At 59.3% G+C, this 19,106-nt stretch carries 18 protein-coding genes; 3 read left to right on the top strand and 15 right to left on the bottom strand.

Translation table 11 applies throughout. The features are described 5' to 3' along the window. Positions 1-109 precede the first annotated feature (109 nt). From ABWL43_RS04390 to kdgD, 5 genes are all read right to left on the bottom strand, one after another. A complete protein-coding gene (locus ABWL43_RS04390) occupies positions 110-1,051 on the bottom strand; it encodes an AEC family transporter (RefSeq protein ID WP_404486903.1) in 942 nt (313 codons plus the stop codon). A gap of 228 nt (positions 1,052-1,279) precedes the next feature. After that, positions 1,280-2,833, bottom strand: a complete 1,554-nt coding sequence (gene garD / locus ABWL43_RS04385) for a galactarate dehydratase (RefSeq protein ID WP_404486901.1) — start codon at positions 2,831-2,833, stop codon at positions 1,280-1,282. Between the two features lie 11 nt (positions 2,834-2,844). Next, positions 2,845-4,212: an MFS transporter gene (locus ABWL43_RS04380; RefSeq protein WP_145165211.1), complete on the bottom strand. Its 1,368-nt coding sequence runs from the start codon at positions 4,210-4,212 to the stop codon at positions 2,845-2,847. Positions 4,213-4,374: 162 nt separating this feature from the next. Further along, positions 4,375-5,820: an aldehyde dehydrogenase family protein gene (locus ABWL43_RS04375; RefSeq protein WP_017138260.1), complete on the bottom strand. Its 1,446-nt coding sequence runs from the start codon at positions 5,818-5,820 to the stop codon at positions 4,375-4,377. 54 nt (positions 5,821-5,874) lie between these two features. After that, positions 5,875-6,786, bottom strand: a complete 912-nt coding sequence (gene kdgD, locus ABWL43_RS04370) for a 5-dehydro-4-deoxyglucarate dehydratase (protein ID WP_064450699.1) — start codon at positions 6,784-6,786, stop codon at positions 5,875-5,877. A gap of 233 nt (positions 6,787-7,019) precedes the next feature. On the opposite strand from kdgD, the gene ABWL43_RS04365 reads away from it, so the two are divergent. Continuing rightward, positions 7,020-8,177, top strand: a complete 1,158-nt coding sequence (locus tag ABWL43_RS04365) for a phospholipase (protein WP_404486898.1) — start codon at positions 7,020-7,022, stop codon at positions 8,175-8,177. A gap of 163 nt (positions 8,178-8,340) precedes the next feature. On the opposite strand, the gene ABWL43_RS04360 is transcribed toward ABWL43_RS04365, so the two are convergent. From ABWL43_RS04360 to rplM, 8 genes are all read right to left on the bottom strand, one after another. After that, positions 8,341-9,090: a FadR/GntR family transcriptional regulator gene (locus ABWL43_RS04360; RefSeq protein WP_106578653.1), complete on the bottom strand. Its 750-nt coding sequence runs from the start codon at positions 9,088-9,090 to the stop codon at positions 8,341-8,343. Between the two features lie 158 nt (positions 9,091-9,248). After that, entirely contained in the window at positions 9,249-9,668 is a 420-nt protein-coding gene (locus ABWL43_RS04355) for a ClpXP protease specificity-enhancing factor (protein ID WP_159954235.1), read from the bottom strand. A gap of 17 nt (positions 9,669-9,685) precedes the next feature. Further along, complete coding sequence (locus ABWL43_RS04350; protein WP_106578651.1) at positions 9,686-10,303, bottom strand: glutathione S-transferase N-terminal domain-containing protein; 618 nt, start codon at positions 10,301-10,303, stop codon at positions 9,686-9,688. 149 nt (positions 10,304-10,452) lie between these two features. After that, positions 10,453-11,232 carry a cytochrome c1 gene (locus tag ABWL43_RS04345; RefSeq protein ID WP_145165217.1) on the bottom strand — a complete coding sequence of 260 codons (780 nt, stop codon included), beginning with the start codon at positions 11,230-11,232 and terminating at the stop codon, positions 10,453-10,455. Next, complete coding sequence (locus ABWL43_RS04340; protein ID WP_404486895.1) at positions 11,232-12,443, bottom strand: cytochrome bc complex cytochrome b subunit; 1,212 nt, start codon at positions 12,441-12,443, stop codon at positions 11,232-11,234. The genes ABWL43_RS04345 and ABWL43_RS04340 overlap by 1 nt, the downstream gene beginning before the upstream one ends. Then, positions 12,443-13,039 carry a ubiquinol-cytochrome c reductase iron-sulfur subunit gene (petA, locus tag ABWL43_RS04335; RefSeq protein ID WP_003216040.1) on the bottom strand — a complete coding sequence of 199 codons (597 nt, stop codon included), beginning with the start codon at positions 13,037-13,039 and terminating at the stop codon, positions 12,443-12,445. The genes ABWL43_RS04340 and petA overlap by 1 nt, the downstream gene beginning before the upstream one ends. Before the next feature lie 265 nt (positions 13,040-13,304). After that, the gene (rpsI, locus tag ABWL43_RS04330; RefSeq protein WP_003171743.1) at positions 13,305-13,697 is read right to left on the bottom strand and encodes a 30S ribosomal protein S9; all 393 of its coding nucleotides are present in this window, start codon (positions 13,695-13,697) and stop codon (positions 13,305-13,307) included. 14 nt (positions 13,698-13,711) lie between these two features. Further along, a complete protein-coding gene (rplM, locus tag ABWL43_RS04325; protein ID WP_003171742.1) occupies positions 13,712-14,140 on the bottom strand; it encodes a 50S ribosomal protein L13 in 429 nt (142 codons plus the stop codon). Between the two features lie 248 nt (positions 14,141-14,388). On the opposite strand from rplM, the gene ABWL43_RS04320 reads away from it, so the two are divergent. Further along, on the top strand, positions 14,389-15,429 hold the full coding sequence (locus ABWL43_RS04320; RefSeq protein ID WP_404486892.1) for an NADP(H)-dependent aldo-keto reductase: 1,041 nt from the start codon (positions 14,389-14,391) through the stop codon (positions 15,427-15,429). A gap of 112 nt (positions 15,430-15,541) precedes the next feature. On the opposite strand, the gene ABWL43_RS04315 is transcribed toward ABWL43_RS04320, so the two are convergent. Next, a complete protein-coding gene (locus ABWL43_RS04315; protein WP_404486890.1) occupies positions 15,542-16,678 on the bottom strand; it encodes an acyl-CoA dehydrogenase family protein in 1,137 nt (378 codons plus the stop codon). Between the two features lie 220 nt (positions 16,679-16,898). On the opposite strand from ABWL43_RS04315, the gene ABWL43_RS04310 reads away from it, so the two are divergent. Beyond that, the gene (locus tag ABWL43_RS04310; RefSeq protein ID WP_178119741.1) at positions 16,899-17,819 is read left to right on the top strand and encodes a GlxA family transcriptional regulator; all 921 of its coding nucleotides are present in this window, start codon (positions 16,899-16,901) and stop codon (positions 17,817-17,819) included. A gap of 129 nt (positions 17,820-17,948) precedes the next feature. Here ABWL43_RS04310 and zapE read toward each other — a convergent pair whose 3' ends face one another. Beyond that, entirely contained in the window at positions 17,949-19,043 is a 1,095-nt protein-coding gene (gene zapE / locus ABWL43_RS04305; RefSeq protein ID WP_145165227.1) for a cell division protein ZapE, read from the bottom strand. Between the last annotated feature and the right edge of the window lie 63 nt (positions 19,044-19,106).

Below are 19,106 nucleotides of genomic sequence, written 5' to 3'. Positions count from 1 at the left end.
CGGCTGGATAGTCATCGCAGGCAAGCCAGCTCCCACTTATGACTGTATTCACAGATCAAACAGTGGGAGTTGGCTTGCCTGCGATTGGCCCTCAACCCCACCACAACCTTCAGATCCAGCCACCCGCCTGCAACACAAAAATCCCGATATTGGTGGTCACCGCCGCCATCAAGGTCGTGATCACAATAATCGCCGCCGCCAGCTCATGATTGCCCTCGGCCGCCCTGGCCATGACAAAACTCGCCGCCGCGGTCGGTGCGCCAAAGTACAAAAACAGAATCCCCAGCTCCGGGCCCCTGAAGCCCAGCAGCCATGCGCCCAGCGTCGCAACTAGCGGCAAACCGATCATCTTCACCAGGCTGGCACTCAGGGCCATGCTTCCGCTTTTGCGCAAGGCCGCCAGCGACAAGGTGCCGCCGATGCAGATCAATGCCAGCGGCAAGGTCATGTCCGCCAGGTATTGCCCGGACGACTCCAGCCACCCCGGCAGGCCGATCTTGAAAATCGCGAACGGTGCGGCCGTAATCACGCTGATGATCAGCGGGTTGGCCACCACGCTTTTGAAGATGCTCCACGGATCGGACTTGATCACCGGGCTGTACACCGCCAGCACGATGGTCGACAGGGTGTTGTAGAACAGAATCACCAGCGCCGCGAGGATCGCGCCCAGGGAAATGCCGTAGTCGCCATACATGCTGGCCGCCAGCGCCAGGCCGATCACGCCGTTGTTACCGCGAAACGCACCCTGGGTGTAGATACCGCGGTCTACGCGCGGGCAACGATAGATCGCCCAGCCCCACGCCAACGCAAAGCTCAGCAACGTGGCCACCGCAAAGTAGATCAGCAGACCTGGCTTGAGCGCCGCGTGCAGGTCGGCGTGCAGGATGCCGAGGAACAGCAGCGCCGGCATGGTCACGTTGAAGACAAGGGAGGAGGCGGTGTGGATAAAGTTGTCGTTGATCCAGTTGATGCGCTTGAGCAGCACACCCAGAAACAGCATGGCAAACACCGGCGCGGTGATGGTGAGGGTGGTGAGGAAGATAGCCAGCATGCCGGGGAGAACCTTGGTGGGTGTCGTCAGGTGGCTAATGATAAGCCATGCGGCTGTGCGGCGTCTGGTAGGCCGCCTTCGGGGGCAAGCCCCCTCCCACATTTGAAGGTATTCACTAATCAACTGTGGGAGCTGGCTTGCCTGCGATTGCAGTGTGTCAGTCAGCACATGGGTTGCTGACACTGCGCTGTCGCAGACAAGCCTGCTCCCACAGGGGCCGCGTCGGTCTCAGGTGATGGGCGCCGGGTTGAACAGCGTAATGTCGTTGTGCAGCTTATGCCGCTCCGCCCACGTCTGCTTCTTGCCGCTGGCCACATCCAGGTAGAAGTGGAACAACTCCCAGCCCAATTCCTCAATGCTCGCACGCCCGGTGGCGATGCGTCCGGCGTCGATATCGATCAGGTCCGGCCAGCGCTGCGCCAATTCCGTACGCGTCGAGACCTTCACCACCGGCGCCATCGCCAGTCCATACGGCGTGCCACGCCCGGTGGTGAACACATGCAGGTTCATCCCGGCCGCCAGTTGCAAGGTGCCGCAGACAAAATCACTGGCTGGCGTGGCGCAAAAGATCAGGCCTTTGCCCGTGAAACGCTCGCCCGGGCCAAGCACGCCAGTGATCGCGCTGCTGCCCGACTTGACGATGGAGCCCAGGGACTTCTCGACGATATTCGACAACCCACCCTTCTTGTTGCCCGGCGTGGTATTGGCGCTGCGGTCCGCCTCGCCTTTGGCCAGGTAGCGGTCGTACCAGTCCATTTCCCTGACCAGCGCCTGGGCCACTTCTTTGCTCCGGGCACGAGCGGTCAGCAGGTAAATGGCGTCACGCACTTCAGTCACTTCGGAAAACATCACCGTCGCCCCGGCCCGCAACAGCAGATCCGAGGCAAACCCCAGCGCCGGGTTGGCGGTAATGCCGGAAAACGCATCACTGCCGCCGCACTGCATGCCCAGAATCAGCTCCGACGCCGGCACGGTTTCGCGACGGCGCTGGTCGAGTTTTTTCAGGCGGATTTCGGCCAGGCCCATGATCTGTTCGATCATCTCGGTAAACCCATGGCTGGAATCCTGCAGCCGATACAGCCATGGCTCGCTGAGGTCGACAGAACTGTCGTTGTCGTGCATCACCTGCCCGGCCTGCAGCTTCTCGCAACCCAGGCTGATCACCAGCGCTTCGCCACCCAGGTTCGGGTTACGCGCCAGGTTGCGCACGGTGCGGATCGGGATGTACGCGTCTGTTGCCGTGATCGCCACGCCACAGCCGTAGCTGTGGGTCAGCGCCACCACGTCATCGACGTTCGGGTATTTGGGCAGCAACTCATCCTTGATGCGCTTGACCGCATGGTCCAGCACACCGGTGACGCACTGCACCGTGGTGGTGATGCCCAGAATATTGCGCGTGCCCACGGTGCCGTCGGCGTTGCGGTACCCCTCGAACGTAAAACCTTCCAGCGGCGCCTGGGTTTCAGGCACTTCGGTAGACAGCGGCAGGCTGTCCAGCGGTGGCGCGGTGGGCATGCGCAGTTGGTCTTCCTGCACCCAACTGCCACGTGGAATCGGCGCCAGGGCGTAACCAATGGTCTGCCCGTAGCGAATAATCTGACCGCCTTCAGGGATATCTTCCAGGGTCACCTTGTGGCTCTGCGGGATGAAATCCACAGTTACCAGGCCATCAGGGAACTCGGTCCCGGCCGGTACGCCTTGATCGTTGACCACGATCACTACGTTGTCGCGCTCGTGCAAACGGATCGAGCGCGGCGAGTCGGCATGTTCAATCAACTGCATTACATCGCCCCTCAGGAATGCGCTTGGATAAATTGGGTCAGCTCAGGCCCTTTGCTGCTGGGCGGCTCTTTGAGCACCACACGCTTGATCGGGCCGACGATCACCAAGTAGCTGAACACCGCCAGCAAGGCGTTGGCGCCGACGAACACCAGGGCCCACTTGAACGAGCCGGTGGTGGCGATGATGTAGCCGATCACAATCGGTGTGCTGATGGAGGCCAGGTTGCCAAACATATTGAACAGACCGCCACTGAGGCCGGCGATTTGTTTCGGCGAGGTGTCAGACACCACCGCCCAACCCAGTGCGCCAACGCCTTTACCGAAGAAGGCCAATGCCATGAAGCCCACCACCATCCATTCGATATCCACGTAGTTGCACGCCACGATGCTGCACGACACCAGCAACCCGCCAATGATCGGTGCCTTGCGCGCAAACGTCAGGGAATGGCCTTTGCGCAGCAGGTAATCGGAAATCAAACCACCCAACACCCCGCCGACAAACCCACAGATGGCCGGCAGAGAAGCAATAAACCCCGCCTTGAGGATGGTCATGCCACGCTCCTGCACCAGGTACACAGGGAACCAGGTCAGGAAGAAATAGGTGATGCCATTGATGCAGTACTGGCCCAGGTACACGCCGAGCATCATGCGGTTGGTCAGCAGCTGGCGGATGTAGTCCCACTTCGGACCGTCGGTTTTCTGGCCCTTGGTCTTCTCCTGATCCATGTCGACCATTGCACCGTTCTCGCAGATGTACTTGAGTTCGGCCTCGTTGATCATCGGGTGCTGGCGCGGGCTGTGGATAATTTTCAGCCAGATCAGCGAGAACAGCACGCCAATCCCGCCCATCACGATAAACACGTGCTGCCAGCCGAAGGTGTAGACGATCCAGCCCATCAGCGGCGCGAACAGCACCGTGGCGAAGTACTGCGCCGAGTTAAAGATCGCCGAAGCCGTACCGCGTTCGGCGGTGGGGAACCAGCCGGCCACAATGCGCGCATTACCGGGGAACGACGGCGCTTCCGCCAAGCCCACCAGAAAGCGCAGCATAAACAGCGCGACGATCGCGGTGGAAACGCCAAACTCGCCGACATAGCCTTGCAGAATGGTGAACAGCGACCAGGTGAAGATGCTCAGGGCATAGACTTTTTTCGAGCCGAACCGGTCCAGCAACCAGCCACCGGGGATTTGCCCGGCCACGTAGGCCCAACCGAATGCGGAGAAGATATAACCGAGGGTGACCGCGCTGATACCGAGGTCTTTTTGCAGGCTGGAGCCGGCGATGGCGATAGTGGCCCGGTCGGCGTAGTTGATCGTGGTCACCAGAAACAGCATGAGCAGGATCAAATAGCGGACGTGGGTCGGCTTGGTCGCTTGCATGAAGATGTACTCCCACTAATTATTTTTTTTGCGGGTAAGCATTTCTGTTTTAAGTGCAGGAACCGCTTTCTGTGGGGGCTGGCTTGCCTGCGATGGCGGTGTATCAACGCTATCGCAGGCAAGCCAGCTCCCACACAAGCCGGTTCCCACGGGTGTTACGAGTTACGAACCGATGTAGCTGGTCTTCACCACGGTGTAGAACTCTTGCGCGTAGCGACCTTGCTCGCGCGAACCATACGAGGAGCCCTTACGGCCACCGAACGGCACGTGGTAATCCACACCTGCAGTCGGCAGGTTGACCATCACCATCCCGGCCTGGGAGTGGCGTTTGAAGTGGTTGGCGTACTTGAGCGAGGTGGTGGCAATGCCCGCCGACAGGCCGAATTCGGTGTCGTTGGCCATGGCCAGCGCCGCTTCGTAATCCGCTACGCGCACCACGTTGGCTACTGGGCCGAAGATCTCTTCACGGCTGATCCGCATGGCGGCTTCGCTGTCGGCAAACAGCGTCGGCGCCAGGTAGTAGCCTTCGGTGTCGCAGGTCACCAGGCCGCCACCACTGACCAGCCGCGCACCTTCGCTTTGGCCGATGTCGATGTACTTCATGTCCTGGTCCAGCTGGGCCTGGGAAACCACCGGGCCGATGTCGGTGCCGCTTTTCAGCGCGTGGCCGACTTTGATCGACTTCATGCGCTCAGCCATGGCCGCAACGAACTGGTCGTGGATACCGGCGGTGACGATCAAGCGGCTGGAGGCGGTGCAACGCTGGCCGGTGGAGTAGAACGCGCTCTGTACCGACAGCTCGACGGCCTGCTTGAGGTCGGCGTCGTCGAGGATGATCTGCGGGTTCTTGCCGCCCATTTCCAACTGCACTTTGGCCTGGCGCGACACGCAGCTGACGGCGATCTGACGGCCCACGCCGACCGAACCGGTAAAGCTGATGCCGTCGACTTTCGGGCTGTTGACCAATACGTCGCCAACCACGCGGCCGCTGCCCATCACCAGGTTGAACACACCGGCGGGGAAGCCGGCGCGGGAGATGATCTCGGCCAGGGCCCAGGCGCAGCCCGGCACCAGTTCGGCCGGTTTGATCACCACGCAGTTGCCGTAGGCCAGGGCCGGGGCGATTTTCCAGGCGGGGATCGCAATCGGGAAGTTCCACGGGGTGATCAAGCCGACCACTCCCAGGGCTTCGCGGGTGACTTCCACATTGACGCCCGGGCGCACGGACGGCACGTAGTCACCGGACAGGCGCAGGCATTCACCGGCGAAGAACTTGAAAATGTTACCGGCGCGGGTCACTTCGCCGATGGCTTCGGGCAGGGTCTTGCCCTCTTCACGGGCCAGCAGGGTGCCGAGTTCTTCACGACGGGCGAGGATTTCACTGCCGACTTTGTCCAGCGCATCGTGGCGAGCCTGGATGCCGGAGGTCGACCAGGCCGGGAAGGCGGCGCGGGCGGCATCGATGGCGGCGTTGACTTGAGCTACGTCAGCCTTGGCGTATTCGCCGATGACATCGGACAACTCCGACGGATTGATGTTGTTGCAGTAATCGGCACCGGCCACCCACTCGCCGTTGATGTAGTTCTCAAAACGTTTGGCTTGGGACACAAATCTTCTCCTGACGCAAAAGGCCGCTGATCTCTCAGCGGCCTTGTTGATAAGTTACTGCGGACCTTGCTTGTCGATCAGCGCGGCCAGGGCTTCGTATTCTTCCGGCAGCAGGTCGGTCAGCGGCGTGCGCACAGGGCCTGCGTCATAGCCGGCGATTTTTGCCCCGGCCTTGACGATGCTCACGGCATAACCCGCCTTACGGTTGCGGATGTCGAGGTAAGGCAGGAAGAAGTTGTCGATGATCTTGCCGACGGTGGCGTGATCGTCCTTGGCAATCGCGTGGTAGAAGTCCATCGCGGTTTTCGGGATGAAGTTGAACACCGCCGAGGAGTACACCGGCACGCCCAGGGCCTTGTAGGCAGCGGCGTAAACCTCTGCAGTCGGCAGGCCGCCGAGGTAGCTGAAACGGTCACCCAGGCGACGGCGGATCGACACCATCAACTCGATGTCACCCAGGCCGTCCTTGTAGCCGATCAGGTTCGGGCAGCGCTCGGCCAAGCGTTCCAGCAGAGGCGCAGTCAGGCGGCACACGTTGCGGTTGTAGACCACCACGCCGATTTTGACCGACTTGCACACCGCTTCCACGTGGGCGGCGACGCCGTCCTGGCTGGCTTCGGTCAGGTAGTGCGGCAGCAACAGCAAGCCTTTGGCACCGAGGCGTTCAGCCTCTTGGGCGTACTCGATGGCCTGACGGGTCGACCCACCCACACCGGCGAGAATCGGCACGCTGGTGGCGCAGGTATCAACAGCGGTCTTCACCACTTGGGAATATTCGCTGGCAGCCAGGGAGAAAAACTCACCAGTGCCACCGGCGGCGAACAAGGCGGTGGCGCCGTAGGGGGCGAGCCATTCCAGACGCTTGATGTAGCCGGCCTGGTGGAAGTCACCCTGCGCGTTGAAATCGGTCACGGGGAAAGACAGCAGACCGTGGGAGAGGATGGACTTCAGTTCTTGTGGATTCATTATTCGAACACCCTGGGCGAAGACTTTCTGTCGAAAGGTTGTTGTTGGTTTGTTGATGTCGTACGTCATCGTACAACTATAAAAAGATTCGTCAACTGCAATTCATCGGGCTTCATCCGGCCCTGCGTTTGAACGCACTTTCTTGACGTAGGAAATTAATCCTCTATGCTCCGATTAACTGTATATACATACAGTTATCACGGAAGATTCCTACGACATAGCAAGGAGCTAACATGTCAGGTCTTGAACTCGCAGCCCCCGAGAAAAACCCACCTACCCTGCGCTTCGAAGGCGGTGAGCACACCGCCATCGGCGATGACACGCTGTTGCGTTTCGTCAAAGACGCCCCGGCGATTCCCGCCCACCAGGTCGAGCTGCACCTGCCCAACGGGCTGGCACTCACCTATGGCCAGGTGATCGCGCTGGGGGGCGACTTCTATGGCATTCCTGGCCAGCCGATCAGCGACGGCGCGTCCGCCGCCGATCGCGTGCAGCGCTTTACTGCAGCGTTCAATTCGCTGGCGGTGCTGCCAGCCTCGCGGGAAGAGGCCGGGAAAATCCTCGCGGTGATGCAAAAGGAGATCAACGCCGTGAACCAGGCGATCAAGGACGGCAAACAACCGCACGAAGCCTATGACGCACTGGGTGATACGTTGTCCGAGGAATGGAACCGCATCACCGGCGGCGGCAGTGCCGTTTCGGCATTGATTCCGCTGGGGCGCTACCTGAAATTGGCCGCAGATAACGCTGACCACTTCGGCGAATGGGCGCTATCAGCGTATCTGGCTGGCCATACGGCGGCACTGCAACAGGCGGTCGTTGCCCATCAAACCGGCACCGATCAGGCACTGGAATTGGCCTACGCCATGAACAGCTTTGCTGATCACTTTTTGACCGACCTGTTTTCCGCCGGCCACCTGCGCGTGCCGCGCAAGCAATTGGCGGCGGTGGTAACGCCTGGCGAACTGGGTTCGCTGATCAGCCGCTTCATGCACGATGAGGACAGCAAGTTCGGGCTCAAGGTGCGCAACGCCAAGGGTGATCAATGGCATGCCTATGGGGATAAACGCTACTTCGATGCCATCGACGCGGACAATCGGGCGATGGTCAAACGGGCGGTACAGGCCTCGGCCGATGAGGTCTTCGAGACCTTTATCAGCGGCGTGGCGCCCTCCCCGGCCAACTTCAAGGCGCCGCTGTATGTGCCGGATTTGAACGCAGCGCAGAACCCGGCGAATAACTTTTCGCCGCTGTTCAAGATGGAAGGCGACAAGGTGCTGCGCCGCAAGGACGTGAATGACCTGAACGACAAACACTGGACCAATGATTGGTGGGGTTGGAGTACTTATCTGCTGCTCAAGGACTACAAGCCCAATCAGCCGGCTAATTAAGTAGACGCAAAACTCCAGGCCAAGGAGATCAAAATGTGGGGGCGGGCTTGCTCGCGAAGGCGTTTTTTCAGTTGATGCATGTGCAGACTGACACACCGCATTCGCGGGCAAGCCCGCTCCCACACTTGGATCGATTTACTCCCGACACCACTCGGTTGCCCGGTTAACCGCGCTGCGCTTCTGCCTCTTCGTGGGCATGGCGCAGTCGCTCTCGGCTGTTGGTCAAATGCAAGCGCATGGCGGCGCGTGCAGCGTCCGAATCCTGGCGGGCAATTGCCTCATAAATCTCTTCGTGCTCGCGGCTCAGGCGGCCCATGTAGTGCTGCTGATCGTCATGGGCCAGGCGCGCTGAATTCAGGCGCGTACGCGGAATGATGCTGGTGCCCAGGTGGGTCATGATGTCGGTGAAGTAGCGGTTGCCGGTGGACAGCGCAATTTCCAGGTGGAACGCGAAGTCTGACGCCACTGCATCGCCGGCGTGGGCCGCGCTTTCATTCAGGGCATCGAGCGCCGCACGCATGGCGGCCAGTTGCTCGTCGCTGCGACGTAACGCGGCAAGGCCGGCGGACTCCACTTCCAGGCTGATCCGCAGCTCCAGAATCGCCAGCACATCGCGCAGCGTAACCACCGTGGCCGGGTCAATCCGGAAACCGCTCGGGCTTGGCGTATCCAACACAAAGGTGCCGATACCGTGACGGGTTTCGACCTGCCCCGCCGCCTGCAAACGCGAGATGGCTTCACGCACGACCGTGCGGCTGACGCCATGGGCTTCCATGATGGCCGACTCGGTGGGCAACTTATCGCCACGTTTGAGTTGACCGTCGCGGATCTGCTCAGACAACACCGTGACCAATTCCTGGGCAAGGCTGCGGCGCTTGCGGGGAAGACGAGGGGCGGTGTTGGCGTTTTCCATGATGAACCATCTTTCTCGGCGAACTTGAGCCCGCATCATAGCCCATGGCGGTTGTACGATCACCGTTGTGTCGCGACTTTCATCTACATCCTTCGCGCAAAAAAATGCCCCGACGCATATCGAGGCATTTTTCAGGCTCACCCGAGGGTGAAAGCCGCTTACTTCACCACTTTCAGGCTCGGCCGGCCGCTTGGACGCGGTGGCTCGGAGTCCGGTGGTGGTACATCATCACCGTCTTCGCCTTCAATCGATTCGTCGTCCTCGAAAGGCGACTCCAGATCGAACACCATGCCTTGGCCATTCTCGCGAGCATAGATCCCGAGAATCGCGCCAATCGGCACGAACAGCGTATGGGGCACGCCGCCGAAACGCCCTTCGAAGCTGACAGCCTCGTTGTCCATGTGCAGGTGGCGCACGGCACTGGGTGATACGTTCAGCACAATCTGCCCGTCACTGGCAAAGCCTTGAGGCACGTCAACCTTGGGAAATTCGGAGTTGACCAGCATGTGCGGGGTGCAATCGTTGTCCACAATCCACTCATAGAGCGCGCGGACCAAATAGGGTCGACTGGAGTTCATCAGCGGCTCCTTAAGCCTTAGCGCATATCGCGTTCGACACCAGACAGACTCGCCTGGAAAGCCTCACGCGCAAACTGGCGCTCCATGTAATCAAGCAACGGCTTGGCCGGCCGTGGCAGTTCAATGCCCAGGATCGGCAAGCGCCAGAGTATGGGTAATAGGCAGCAATCCACCAAGCTTTGTTCCTCGCTGAGGAAAAAAGGTTTGTCGGCGAACAGCGGCGAAACACCGGTCAGGCTCTCACGCAATTCCTTGCGCGCCTGCACCCGAACGGCTTCTTTACTGCGTGAATCCAGAATCACATCCACCAGCCCGCACCAGTCACGCTGGATCCGATGGATCAGCAGGCGGCTGTTGGCACGCGCCACCGGGTACACCGGCAACAAAGGCGGATGCGGGTAACGCTCATCCAGGTATTCCATCACCACGGTTGACTCCCACAACGCCAGGTCACGATCGACCAGGGTGGGCAAGCTGCCGTAAGGGTTCACTTCGATCAGTTTCGGCGGATGACGTCCCACCTCCACACTGATGATCTCGGCGCTGACACCCTTCTCTGCGAGCACGATGCGTACTCGGTGGGAATAGTGGTCGGCGGGGTCGGAGTAACAGGCCAACCGATTGGTCACGCCCATGGCGGTCCTCCTCGCTTGTTGAAATTATCGAAAGCTCAAAAACGAGCGCGCCCAGAGAGCATCTCTGCAGTGCCTGGTTCAACCAGACCGCTACGTGTTCAGAGATGCCGCTGGGCGCGCAAGATTAACAGCAATTGCTTACGGTTGGATCAATGCACATCCTTCCAGTATTCACGTTTGAGCAGATAGGCGAATACGAAGAAGAAGGCCAGGTACAGCAATACATAGGTGCCGATGCGCTGATGTTGCAGTTTGACCGGGTTGGCCGAGTAGGCCAGGAAGGTCACCAGATTCTTGACCTTCTCGTCGAACTGCTCTTCGTTCAGCGTACCGGTCTTGGGCACTATGGTCAGTTGATCACACGCTTCATGCGTCAGAGGCGTGCCGGTCAACGGATCATATTGCTTCTTGCCGTCTTCAACGACCTGAACCTGCTTGCATCCTACCACTTGGCGACCCTGTAGGCCGACCAGAACGTTAGGCATACCGACGTTCGGGAAGACTTTGTTGTTCACACCCCAAGGGCGCGCCGGGTCTTCGTAGAAGGATTTAAGGTAGCCATACAGCCAGTCGGTACCCCGCACGCGCGCCACCAGGGTCAGGTCAGGCGGTGCAGCACCGAACCAGGCTTTGGCGTCGGCAGGCTGCATGCCGATGTTCATGTGGTCGCCAATCTTGGCGCCGGTGAACACCAGTTTCTCCAGCATCAGCTCATGAGGGATACCGAGGTCATCGGCAACCCGCTCATAGCGCTGGAACTTGGCGCTGTGGCAGCCCATGCAGTAGTTGGCGAAGGTACGCGCGCCATCTTGCATTGCAGCTTTGTCAGAGACGTCGATATCGACTTTTTCCAGTTCCGGGCCCTGCTCGGCCGCGAAGGACAGTAGCGGCAGTGCCGCAAGCATCAAAGCAACGAATAACTTTTTCATCAGCCAGTCACCCTTTCCGGAACCGGTTTGGTCTTCTCGAGCCGGGTGTAGAACGGCATCAGAATGAAGTAGGCGAAGTACAGGAAGGTGCAGACCTGCGACAGCAACGTCAGCGCAGGCTTCGGTGCCTGGACGCCGGTCCAGCCCAGCAGCATGAACGCGATGCAGAACACGACCAGCCAGATTCGGCTCAACCATCCCTTGTAGCGCATCGATTTGACCGGGCTGCGGTCAAGCCACGGCAGTACGAACAAGAGCGCAATCGAGGCGCCCATGGCAACAACGCCCATGAGCTTGTCTGGAATCGCCCGCAAGATCGCGTAGAACGGCGTGAAGTACCAGACCGGTGCAATGTGCTCAGGCGTCTTGAAGGCGTTGGCCTGTTCGAAGTTAGGCTTCTCGAGGAAATACCCGCCCATCTCCGGGAAAAAGAACACGATCGAGCAGAAGATGAACAAGAACACCACCACGCCGACAATGTCTTTCACGGTGTAGTACGGGTGGAACGGAATGCCGTCCAGCGGGATGCCGTTTTCGTCTTTGTGCTTCTTGATGTCGACGCCATCGGGGTTGTTCGAACCCACTTCGTGCAGCGTCAGGATGTGCAGCACCACAAGGCCCAGAATCACGATCGGCAGGGCCACAACGTGCAAGGCGAAGAAGCGGTTCAAGGTGATGCCGGAAATCAGGTAGTCACCACGGATCCACTGGGTCAGGTCGTTGCCGATGACCGGGATCGCGCCGAACAGCGAGATGATCACCTGAGCGCCCCAGTACGACATCTGCCCCCACGGCAGCAGGTAACCCATGAAGGCCTCTGCCATCAGCGCCAGATAGATCAGCATGCCAAACACCCACACCAGCTCGCGGGGTTTCTGGTATGAGCCATAGAGCAAGCCACGGAACATGTGCATGTAGACCACGATGAAGAACGCCGAGGCGCCGGTGGAGTGAAGCAAACGCAGAATCGAGCCGTACTCGACGTCGCGCATGATCCCTTCAACGGACGCAAAGGCCTCTTCAGCCGAAGGTGTGTAGCTCATCGTCAGCCAGACGCCGGTGACGAGTTGGTTGACCAGCACCAACAGCGCCAGGGAGCCGAAGAAGTAGAAGAAGTTGAAGTTTTTTGGTGCGTAATATTTGCTGAGATGGTCTTCCCACATTTTGGTAGCGGGGAAGCGCGCATCCACCCAATCCATGAACTTGCTCATCAGGCTTTCTCCCCCTCGTCGACGCCAATGACAATGACACTGTCAGTCTCGTAGTGATGTGGCGGAACTGGCAGGTTCAGTGGTGCGGGTTGTGACTTGTAGACGCGGCCGGCCAGGTCGTAATGAGAGCCATGGCAAGGGCAGAAGTAACCACCCACCCAGTCTTTGCCCAGGTCGGCAGGAGCAACTTCAGGGCGGAAGGTAGGCGAGCAGCCGAGGTGGGTGCAGATACCGATCAGCAGCAGAATCTCTGGCTTGATCGAACGGATTTCCTTATCGACGTAGGCGGGTTGGTCGGAATTCTTCGAGTCGGGATCAGACAGCTGACCTTCGATTTTTTTCAGATTCCCCAGGATTTCCTCAGTACGACGAACGATGAAGACCGGCTGACCGCGCCACTCAGCAATCATCTGCTGGCCTGGGTCGATCTTGCTGACATTCACCTTCACCGGTGCACCTGCGGCTTTCGCCTTGGCACTGGGAAACCATGACCCCACGAACGGGACCGCAGCCCCCACCGCTCCTGCAGCACCCACCACGGATGTGGCTGCTACCAAGAAGCGACGCCGGCCTGCATTCACGCCGTCATTGCTCATTCAGTCCTCTCCCATCAGCTTTTTGGCCTGTTAAATCAGGCGTCTACTAAGTGTTGAATCTTTACTTATAAAAATTTTGCCGAATGGTAATGAAAAGCCCCACGTATGACAAGGGAATTGCCCGGGGCTCCCTCTCCAGGCCTTGTAGTATAGGGGGTCTACGGATGTGGCAAGTTGTCACGGCGAAATTTGTGCATAAATCGCAGGCAATAAAAAACGCCCAGCTCCGTGAGGAGTTGGGCGTTTTTGTGGAACGTAAAGCGAATTAACGCTTCGAGTACTGCGGACGCTTACGCGCTTTACGCAGACCGACTTTCTTACGTTCAACTTCACGAGCATCGCGAGTTACGAAGCCAGCTTTGCGCAGTGCGCCACGCAGGGTTTCGTCGTACTGCATCAGAGCGCGAGTGATACCGTGGCGGATTGCGCCAGCTTGACCACTTACACCGCCACCGATAACGGTGACGTAGATGTCGAACTTTTCAACAGTCTCGGTCAGTTCCAGCGGCTGACGAACTACCATGCGGGCAGTTTCGCGACCGAAGAAGTTGTCCAGAGTGCGGTTGTTGATCGAGATGTTACCAGTGCCCGGACGCAGGAAAACGCGTGCGGTTGCGGTTTTGCGACGGCCAGTGCCGTAATTTTGAGTCGCCGACATAATGAACTATTCCGTTAAAACTTCAGTTCTTGGGGCTGCTGAGCAGCATGAGGGTGTACAGCGCCCGCATAGACTTTCAGCTTGCGAAACATATCGCGACCCAGTGGGCCCTTCGGCAGCATGCCTTTGACCGCGATTTCGATCGGGGCTTCAGGCTTCTTGGAAATCAGGCCTTCAAAGTTCGAAGACTTGATACCGCCTGGGAAACCGGAGTGACGGTAGTACATTTTGTCTTGCGCTTTGTTGCCGGTAACACGTACCTGCTCAGCGTTGATGATCACGATGTAGTCACCGGTGTCAACGTGAGGGGTGTACTCAGGCTTGTGCTTGCCACGCAGACGGCTGGCGACTTCAGTGGCCAGACGACCCAGGGTCTGACCAGCGGCGTCGACGACAAACCAGTCGCGCTGAACTGTTTCCGGTTTTGCAGTAAAAGTTGTCATTCTTTAATAGCCTCAGGGGCCGCCCTGTAAATTAGACGGCGGATCTTACTGAATAGTGCGTACTTTGACAAGTCAAAGGCAGCCGGATACAGACGCTATCGGGGGCTCGGGTCGGCGCGTCCGTTCAACGGCAAGATTCTTCGGCAGGCGGCGCATCACTTCCACTGCAGAAAGAGGTGGGCAATTATGCAGATTGCGAAAAAAAATTCAACCTGCTTTTATGATTGTTTTCCCTGAAGGAGTACCCGATGGATTATCGACAGCTGGGCCGAACCGATCTGAACGTAAGCGCGATAGCCTTGGGCACCATGACCTGGGGTGAGCAGAACAGCGAGGCAGAGGCCTTCGCGCAGATCGAACGAGCCAAGGCCGCGGGGATCAACTTCCTCGACACGGCGGAAATGTACCCGGTGCCGCCCAAGGCCGATACCTATGCCACTACCGAGCGTTACATCGGTAATTCCTTCAAAAGCCGCGGCGACCGTGCCGACTGGATCCTCGCCAGCAAGATCGCCGGCCCCGGCAACACCATCGACTACATCCGCGACGGCCACCTGCGCCACAACCGCAAGCACATCGTCGAAGCACTGGACGCCAGCCTCAAGCGCCTGCAAACCGACTGGATCGACCTCTACCAGCTGCACTGGCCGGAACGCAGCACCAACTTCTTCGGCCAACTGAGCTACAAGCACAAGGACGAAGACGACCTCACCCCGCTGGAAGAAACCCTCGAAGCGCTGGACGAGCAGGTAAAAGCCGGCAAGATCCGCCACATCGGCCTGTCCAACGAAACCCCGTGGGGCACCATGAAATTCCTCGCCCTGGCCGAAGCCCGTGGCTGGCCCCGCGCGGTGTCGATCCAGAACCCCTACAACCTGCTCAACCGCAGCTTTGAGGTGGGCCTGGCGGAAGTGGCGATTCGTGAACAGTGCGGCCTGCTGGCGTATTCGCCCCTGGCGTTCGGCATGCTCAGCGGCAAGTACGAGAACGGCGCACGCCCGGCCAAGGCACGCCTGACCGAATACAGCCGTTTCAGCCGCTACTTCAACCCGCAGTCCGAAGCGGCGTGCAGCCGCTATGTGGCGCTGGCGCGTGAACACGGCCTGGACCCGGCGCAGATGGCCTTGGCGTTTGTGACGCAACAGCCGTTTGTGACCAGCAACATCATTGGTGCGACGTCTTTGGAGCAACTGGATAGCAACATCGCCAGCGCTGACTTGAAGCTGTCGAAAGAAGTGTTGGAAGGGATTGAGGCGATTCAGAAGGATCATCCGAATCCAGCGCCTTGATTGATCTTTAGATAGCTATCGCAGGCAAGCCAGCTCCCACATTTGACTGTATTCACACATCAAAATGTGGGAGGGGGCTTGCCCCCGATGAGGCCCTGAGCACCACCGAAGATCAAAGCGCTCGCGCAATAATCTCTTTCATGATTTCGTTGGTCCCCGCATAAATCCGCTGCACCCGCGCATCCGCCCAGGCCCGCGCGATCGGGTATTCCCACATAAAACCGTAACCGCCGTGCAGCTGCACACACTCGTCGAGCACCTTGCATTGCAGGTCCGTGGCCCAGTACTTGGCCATCGCTGCGGTAGGCACGTCGAGCTTGCCTTCCAGGTGCAACGCCATGCACTGGTCGACAAACACGCGACCGATCTGAATCTCCGTGGCCATCTCCGCCAGCTTGAACCGGGTGTTCTGGAAATCGGCAATCGCCTTGCCGAACGCCCTGCGCTCGCGGGTGTATTCCAAGGTCCACTGCAGCGCCGCCTCCGCCGATGAGAGCGCACCAATCGCCACGGTCAAACGCTCCTGCGGCAACTCCTGCATCAAATAGGCGAAGCCCATGCCCGCCTGCCCCAGCAGGTTGCCCTTGGGCACACGCACGTCCTGGAAAAACAGCTCCGAGGTGTCCTGGGCCTTCATGCCCACCTTCTCCAGGCGCTTGCCCTTGTCGAAGCCCGGCGTGTCGGCTTCCACCAGAAACAGGCTGGTGCCCTTGGCGCCGGCCTTGGGATCGGTCTTGGCCACGACGATCACCAGCTCGGCGAGAAAGCCATTGGTGATGAAGGTCTTTGAGCCGTTGATCACGTACGCATCGCCATCCAGCACCGCGGTGGTCTTCACGCCCTGCAAGTCGGAACCCGCCCCTGGCTCGGTCATGGCGATGGCCGTCACCATTTCACCGGAAATCAATTTGGGCAGGTACTTCTGCTTCAGCGCCTCGCTGCCGTAATGCAGGATGTACGGCGCGACGATGTCCGAATGCAGCGAGAAACCGATGCCTGTCAAACCCAGGCGGCTGACCTCTTCGATCACCACCGCGCTGTAGAGAAAGTCGGCGCCCAGGCCGCCATACTCTTCCGGCAAGTGGGAGCAAAGCATCCCCGCCTCCCCCGCCTTGCTCCACAACGCACGGTCGATATAGCCCTGTTTCTCCCATTGCCCATGGAACGGCGCGGCGTGTTTTTCAAGGAAGGTGCGCACGCTCTCGCGGAAAAGTTCGTGCTCCGAGCTGAACAAGGTTCTGGGGATCATGGGTCACCTGCGTGGATTGTCGGACAAAGACCAGACCACAGAGCCTATGCCGCGAAGCCGTCACGGGACACTGGACACATGCGACAAAAAATAAGACGATCCAGCCGTCTGGTGACCACTTTCCCCTATAAGAATAAATGAAATTATGTCTAACCAAATCTCCACGCCCTTGCGGCGCGTCAGCATTTTGGCCATTGATCGGGTATTCGCTTCCACCCTCATGCAAGCCAAGGATTTCTTCCATCTCGCCAGCCTGCGTTATGGCAAACAACAAGGCCTGGGCCTGACCCCGGCGTTTGAAACGCGCCTGGTCAGCCCCGACGGGCAATCGGTGCGCAGCTTCAGTGATGTGATCATGCCGGTGGACGGCGGCCTGGAAGACGCCGACATCATCGTGCTACCGGCCTTCTGGGACGACTTCGACGCGTTATGCACACGCTACCCGCAAGTGCTGCCCTGGCTGCGCCAGCAACACGCACGCGGCGCTGTACTCTGCGGCGAGGCCACCGGAGTGTTCTGGCTGGCCGAGGCCGGATTGCTCGATGGCAAGGAGGCGACCACCTACTGGCGTTTCTTCAATGCCTTCAGCGAACGCTTCCCCAAGGTGCAGCTCAACCAGGACAAGCACCTGACCGACGCCGACAACCTGTATTGCGCCGGCGGCACCACCTCGGCGTGCGACCTTTATATCTACCTGATCGAACGCTTCTGCGGCGCCAACATCGCCCAGGCCGTGGCCCGCGACATCCTCTACGAAGTGCAACGCAGCTACGCACCGGGGCGCATTGGTTTTGGTGGGCAGAAGCTGCACCAGGACGTGATCATCCTGCAGATCCAGCACTGGCTCGAAGAGCACTTTGCCGACAAGTTCCGCTTCGAAGACGTCGCCCGCGAACACGGCATGAGCATCCGCAACTTCATGCGCCGTTTCCAGACCGCCACCGGCGACAAGCCGCTGCACTACCTGCAACGCCTGCGCATCGAGACCGCCAAAGGCTTGCTCTCGGGCAGCCGCAAAAGCATCAAGACCATCAGCTATGAGGTGGGTTACGACGATGCGAGCTTCTTTGCGCGGCTGTTCCGCCAGCACACCGAGCTGTCGCCGAACCAATACCGGCAGCAGTTCCAGCAAGCCGCTTAAGCAGGGTCAAACACCGTAAAAAATGTGGGAGGGGGCTTGCCCCCGATAGCAGTCGGTCAGTCAGTACACCTGGCCCTGACACACCGCTATCGGGGGCAAGCCCCCTCCCACCATTTATGCGTGTCGCTGTTAGGGTTTGTGCCCGCGCGACAGGAACTCGTGGGACTGCATTTCCAGCAAGCGGCTCAGCGTGCGCTGGAATTCGAAGTTCAAGCGACCGCCGGTGTAGAGGTCCTTGAGTTCGACTTCCGCCGAGATGATCAGCTTGACGTTGCGGTCGTAGAACTCGTCGACCATGTTGATAAACCGGCGCGCAATGTCGTCAGTGGTGACGCTCATCTGTTCCACGCCGCTCAGGATCACCGCGTGGAAGATCTTGCCCAGTTCGATGTAGTCGTTCTGGCTGCGCGGGCCATCGCACAGCTGGCGGAACTCGAACCAGGCCACGTCATCGCAGGTGCGCAGCGCGATGATTTCGCGGTTCTCGATCATCAGCTTGTCGTTTTCGACCGCCTTGGTGCATTCCGGCGTGAGCGCGCGGAAGCTTTTTTTCAGGCTGTCCAGCGCGGCCTCGTTCAGCGGATAGTGGTAAAGCTCCGCTTGCTCAAGGTGACGCAGGCGATAGTCGACGCCGCTGTCGACGTTGACGATCTCGGTGTTCTGCTTGATCAACGCGATGGCCGGCAGGAAGCGCGCGCGTTGCAGGCCGTCCTTGTACAAGCCATCGGGCACGATGTTCGAGGTCGCAACCAGGGTCACGCCGTTCTTGAACAGCTCTTCCATCAGGGTGCCGAGGATCATGGCATCGGTAATGTCGGAGACGAAGAATTCGTCGAAACAAATCACCCGCGCCTCGTCGGAGAAGCGCTTGGCGATGATGGTCAGCGGGTTTTTCTCGCCCGGCAGCGTCTTCATTTCTTCGTGCACGCGCTTCATGAAGCGGTGAAAGTGCGTACGCACCTTTTCCTTGAACGGCAGCGCTTCGAAGAAGGTGTCGACCAGGTAAGTCTTGCCGCGGCCCACGCCACCCCAGAAGTACAGGCCTTTGACCGGCGTATGGTCTTTCTTGCCAAACAGCTTGCTGAACATCCCTGGCTTGTTTTGCGAGGCCGCGACCAGGTCGTCGTACAGGCGCTGCAAATGACGCACCGCATTTTCCTGCGCGGCATCATGGAAGAATTCAGGGCGTTTCAGATCAGCTTGATATCGTTCTAGGGGCGTCATAATTTCGTTAGCAAGGCAACAAAAACGGGCCGTCACTGTAACGACGGCCCTGGATAATGGCAA

The organism is Pseudomonas sp. HT11 (assembly GCF_044875395.1).
GTDB lineage: Bacteria > Pseudomonadota > Gammaproteobacteria > Pseudomonadales > Pseudomonadaceae > Aquipseudomonas.
Note: the sequence above shows the minus strand (reverse complement) of the source record. Positions and strands in the feature narration are given on the sequence as shown.

Bases quoted from the DNA above. Each gene is read 5' to 3' on its own strand.
- ABWL43_RS04310 (WP_178119741.1), top strand. From the start codon at position 16,899: ATGCAAGCCAAGGATTTCTTCCATCTCGCCAGCCTGCGTTATGGCAAA.
- ABWL43_RS04315 (WP_404486890.1), bottom strand. From the start codon at position 16,678: ATGATCCCCAGAACCTTGTTCAGCTCGGAGCACGAACTTTTCCGCGAG.
- ABWL43_RS04360 (WP_106578653.1), bottom strand. From the start codon at position 9,090: ATGGAAAACGCCAACACCGCCCCTCGTCTTCCCCGCAAGCGCCGCAGC.
- ABWL43_RS04355 (WP_159954235.1), bottom strand. From the start codon at position 9,668: ATGAACTCCAGTCGACCCTATTTGGTCCGCGCGCTCTATGAGTGGATT.
- rplM (WP_003171742.1), bottom strand. From the start codon at position 14,140: ATGACAACTTTTACTGCAAAACCGGAAACAGTTCAGCGCGACTGGTTT.
- ABWL43_RS04365 (WP_404486898.1), top strand. From the start codon at position 7,020: ATGTCAGGTCTTGAACTCGCAGCCCCCGAGAAAAACCCACCTACCCTG.
- ABWL43_RS04340 (WP_404486895.1), bottom strand. From the start codon at position 12,443: ATGAGCAAGTTCATGGATTGGGTGGATGCGCGCTTCCCCGCTACCAAA.
- ABWL43_RS04390 (WP_404486903.1), bottom strand. From the start codon at position 1,051: ATGCTGGCTATCTTCCTCACCACCCTCACCATCACCGCGCCGGTGTTT.
- rpsI (WP_003171743.1), bottom strand. From the start codon at position 13,697: ATGTCGGCGACTCAAAATTACGGCACTGGCCGTCGCAAAACCGCAACC.
- garD (WP_404486901.1), bottom strand. From the start codon at position 2,833: ATGCAGTTGATTGAACATGCCGACTCGCCGCGCTCGATCCGTTTGCAC.
- ABWL43_RS04350 (WP_106578651.1), bottom strand. From the start codon at position 10,303: ATGGGCGTGACCAATCGGTTGGCCTGTTACTCCGACCCCGCCGACCAC.
- ABWL43_RS04320 (WP_404486892.1), top strand. From the start codon at position 14,389: ATGGATTATCGACAGCTGGGCCGAACCGATCTGAACGTAAGCGCGATA.
- ABWL43_RS04345 (WP_145165217.1), bottom strand. From the start codon at position 11,232: ATGAAAAAGTTATTCGTTGCTTTGATGCTTGCGGCACTGCCGCTACTG.
- ABWL43_RS04380 (WP_145165211.1), bottom strand. From the start codon at position 4,212: ATGCAAGCGACCAAGCCGACCCACGTCCGCTATTTGATCCTGCTCATG.
- zapE (WP_145165227.1), bottom strand. From the start codon at position 19,043: ATGACGCCCCTAGAACGATATCAAGCTGATCTGAAACGCCCTGAATTC.
- petA (WP_003216040.1), bottom strand. From the start codon at position 13,039: ATGAGCAATGACGGCGTGAATGCAGGCCGGCGTCGCTTCTTGGTAGCA.
- kdgD (WP_064450699.1), bottom strand. From the start codon at position 6,786: ATGAATCCACAAGAACTGAAGTCCATCCTCTCCCACGGTCTGCTGTCT.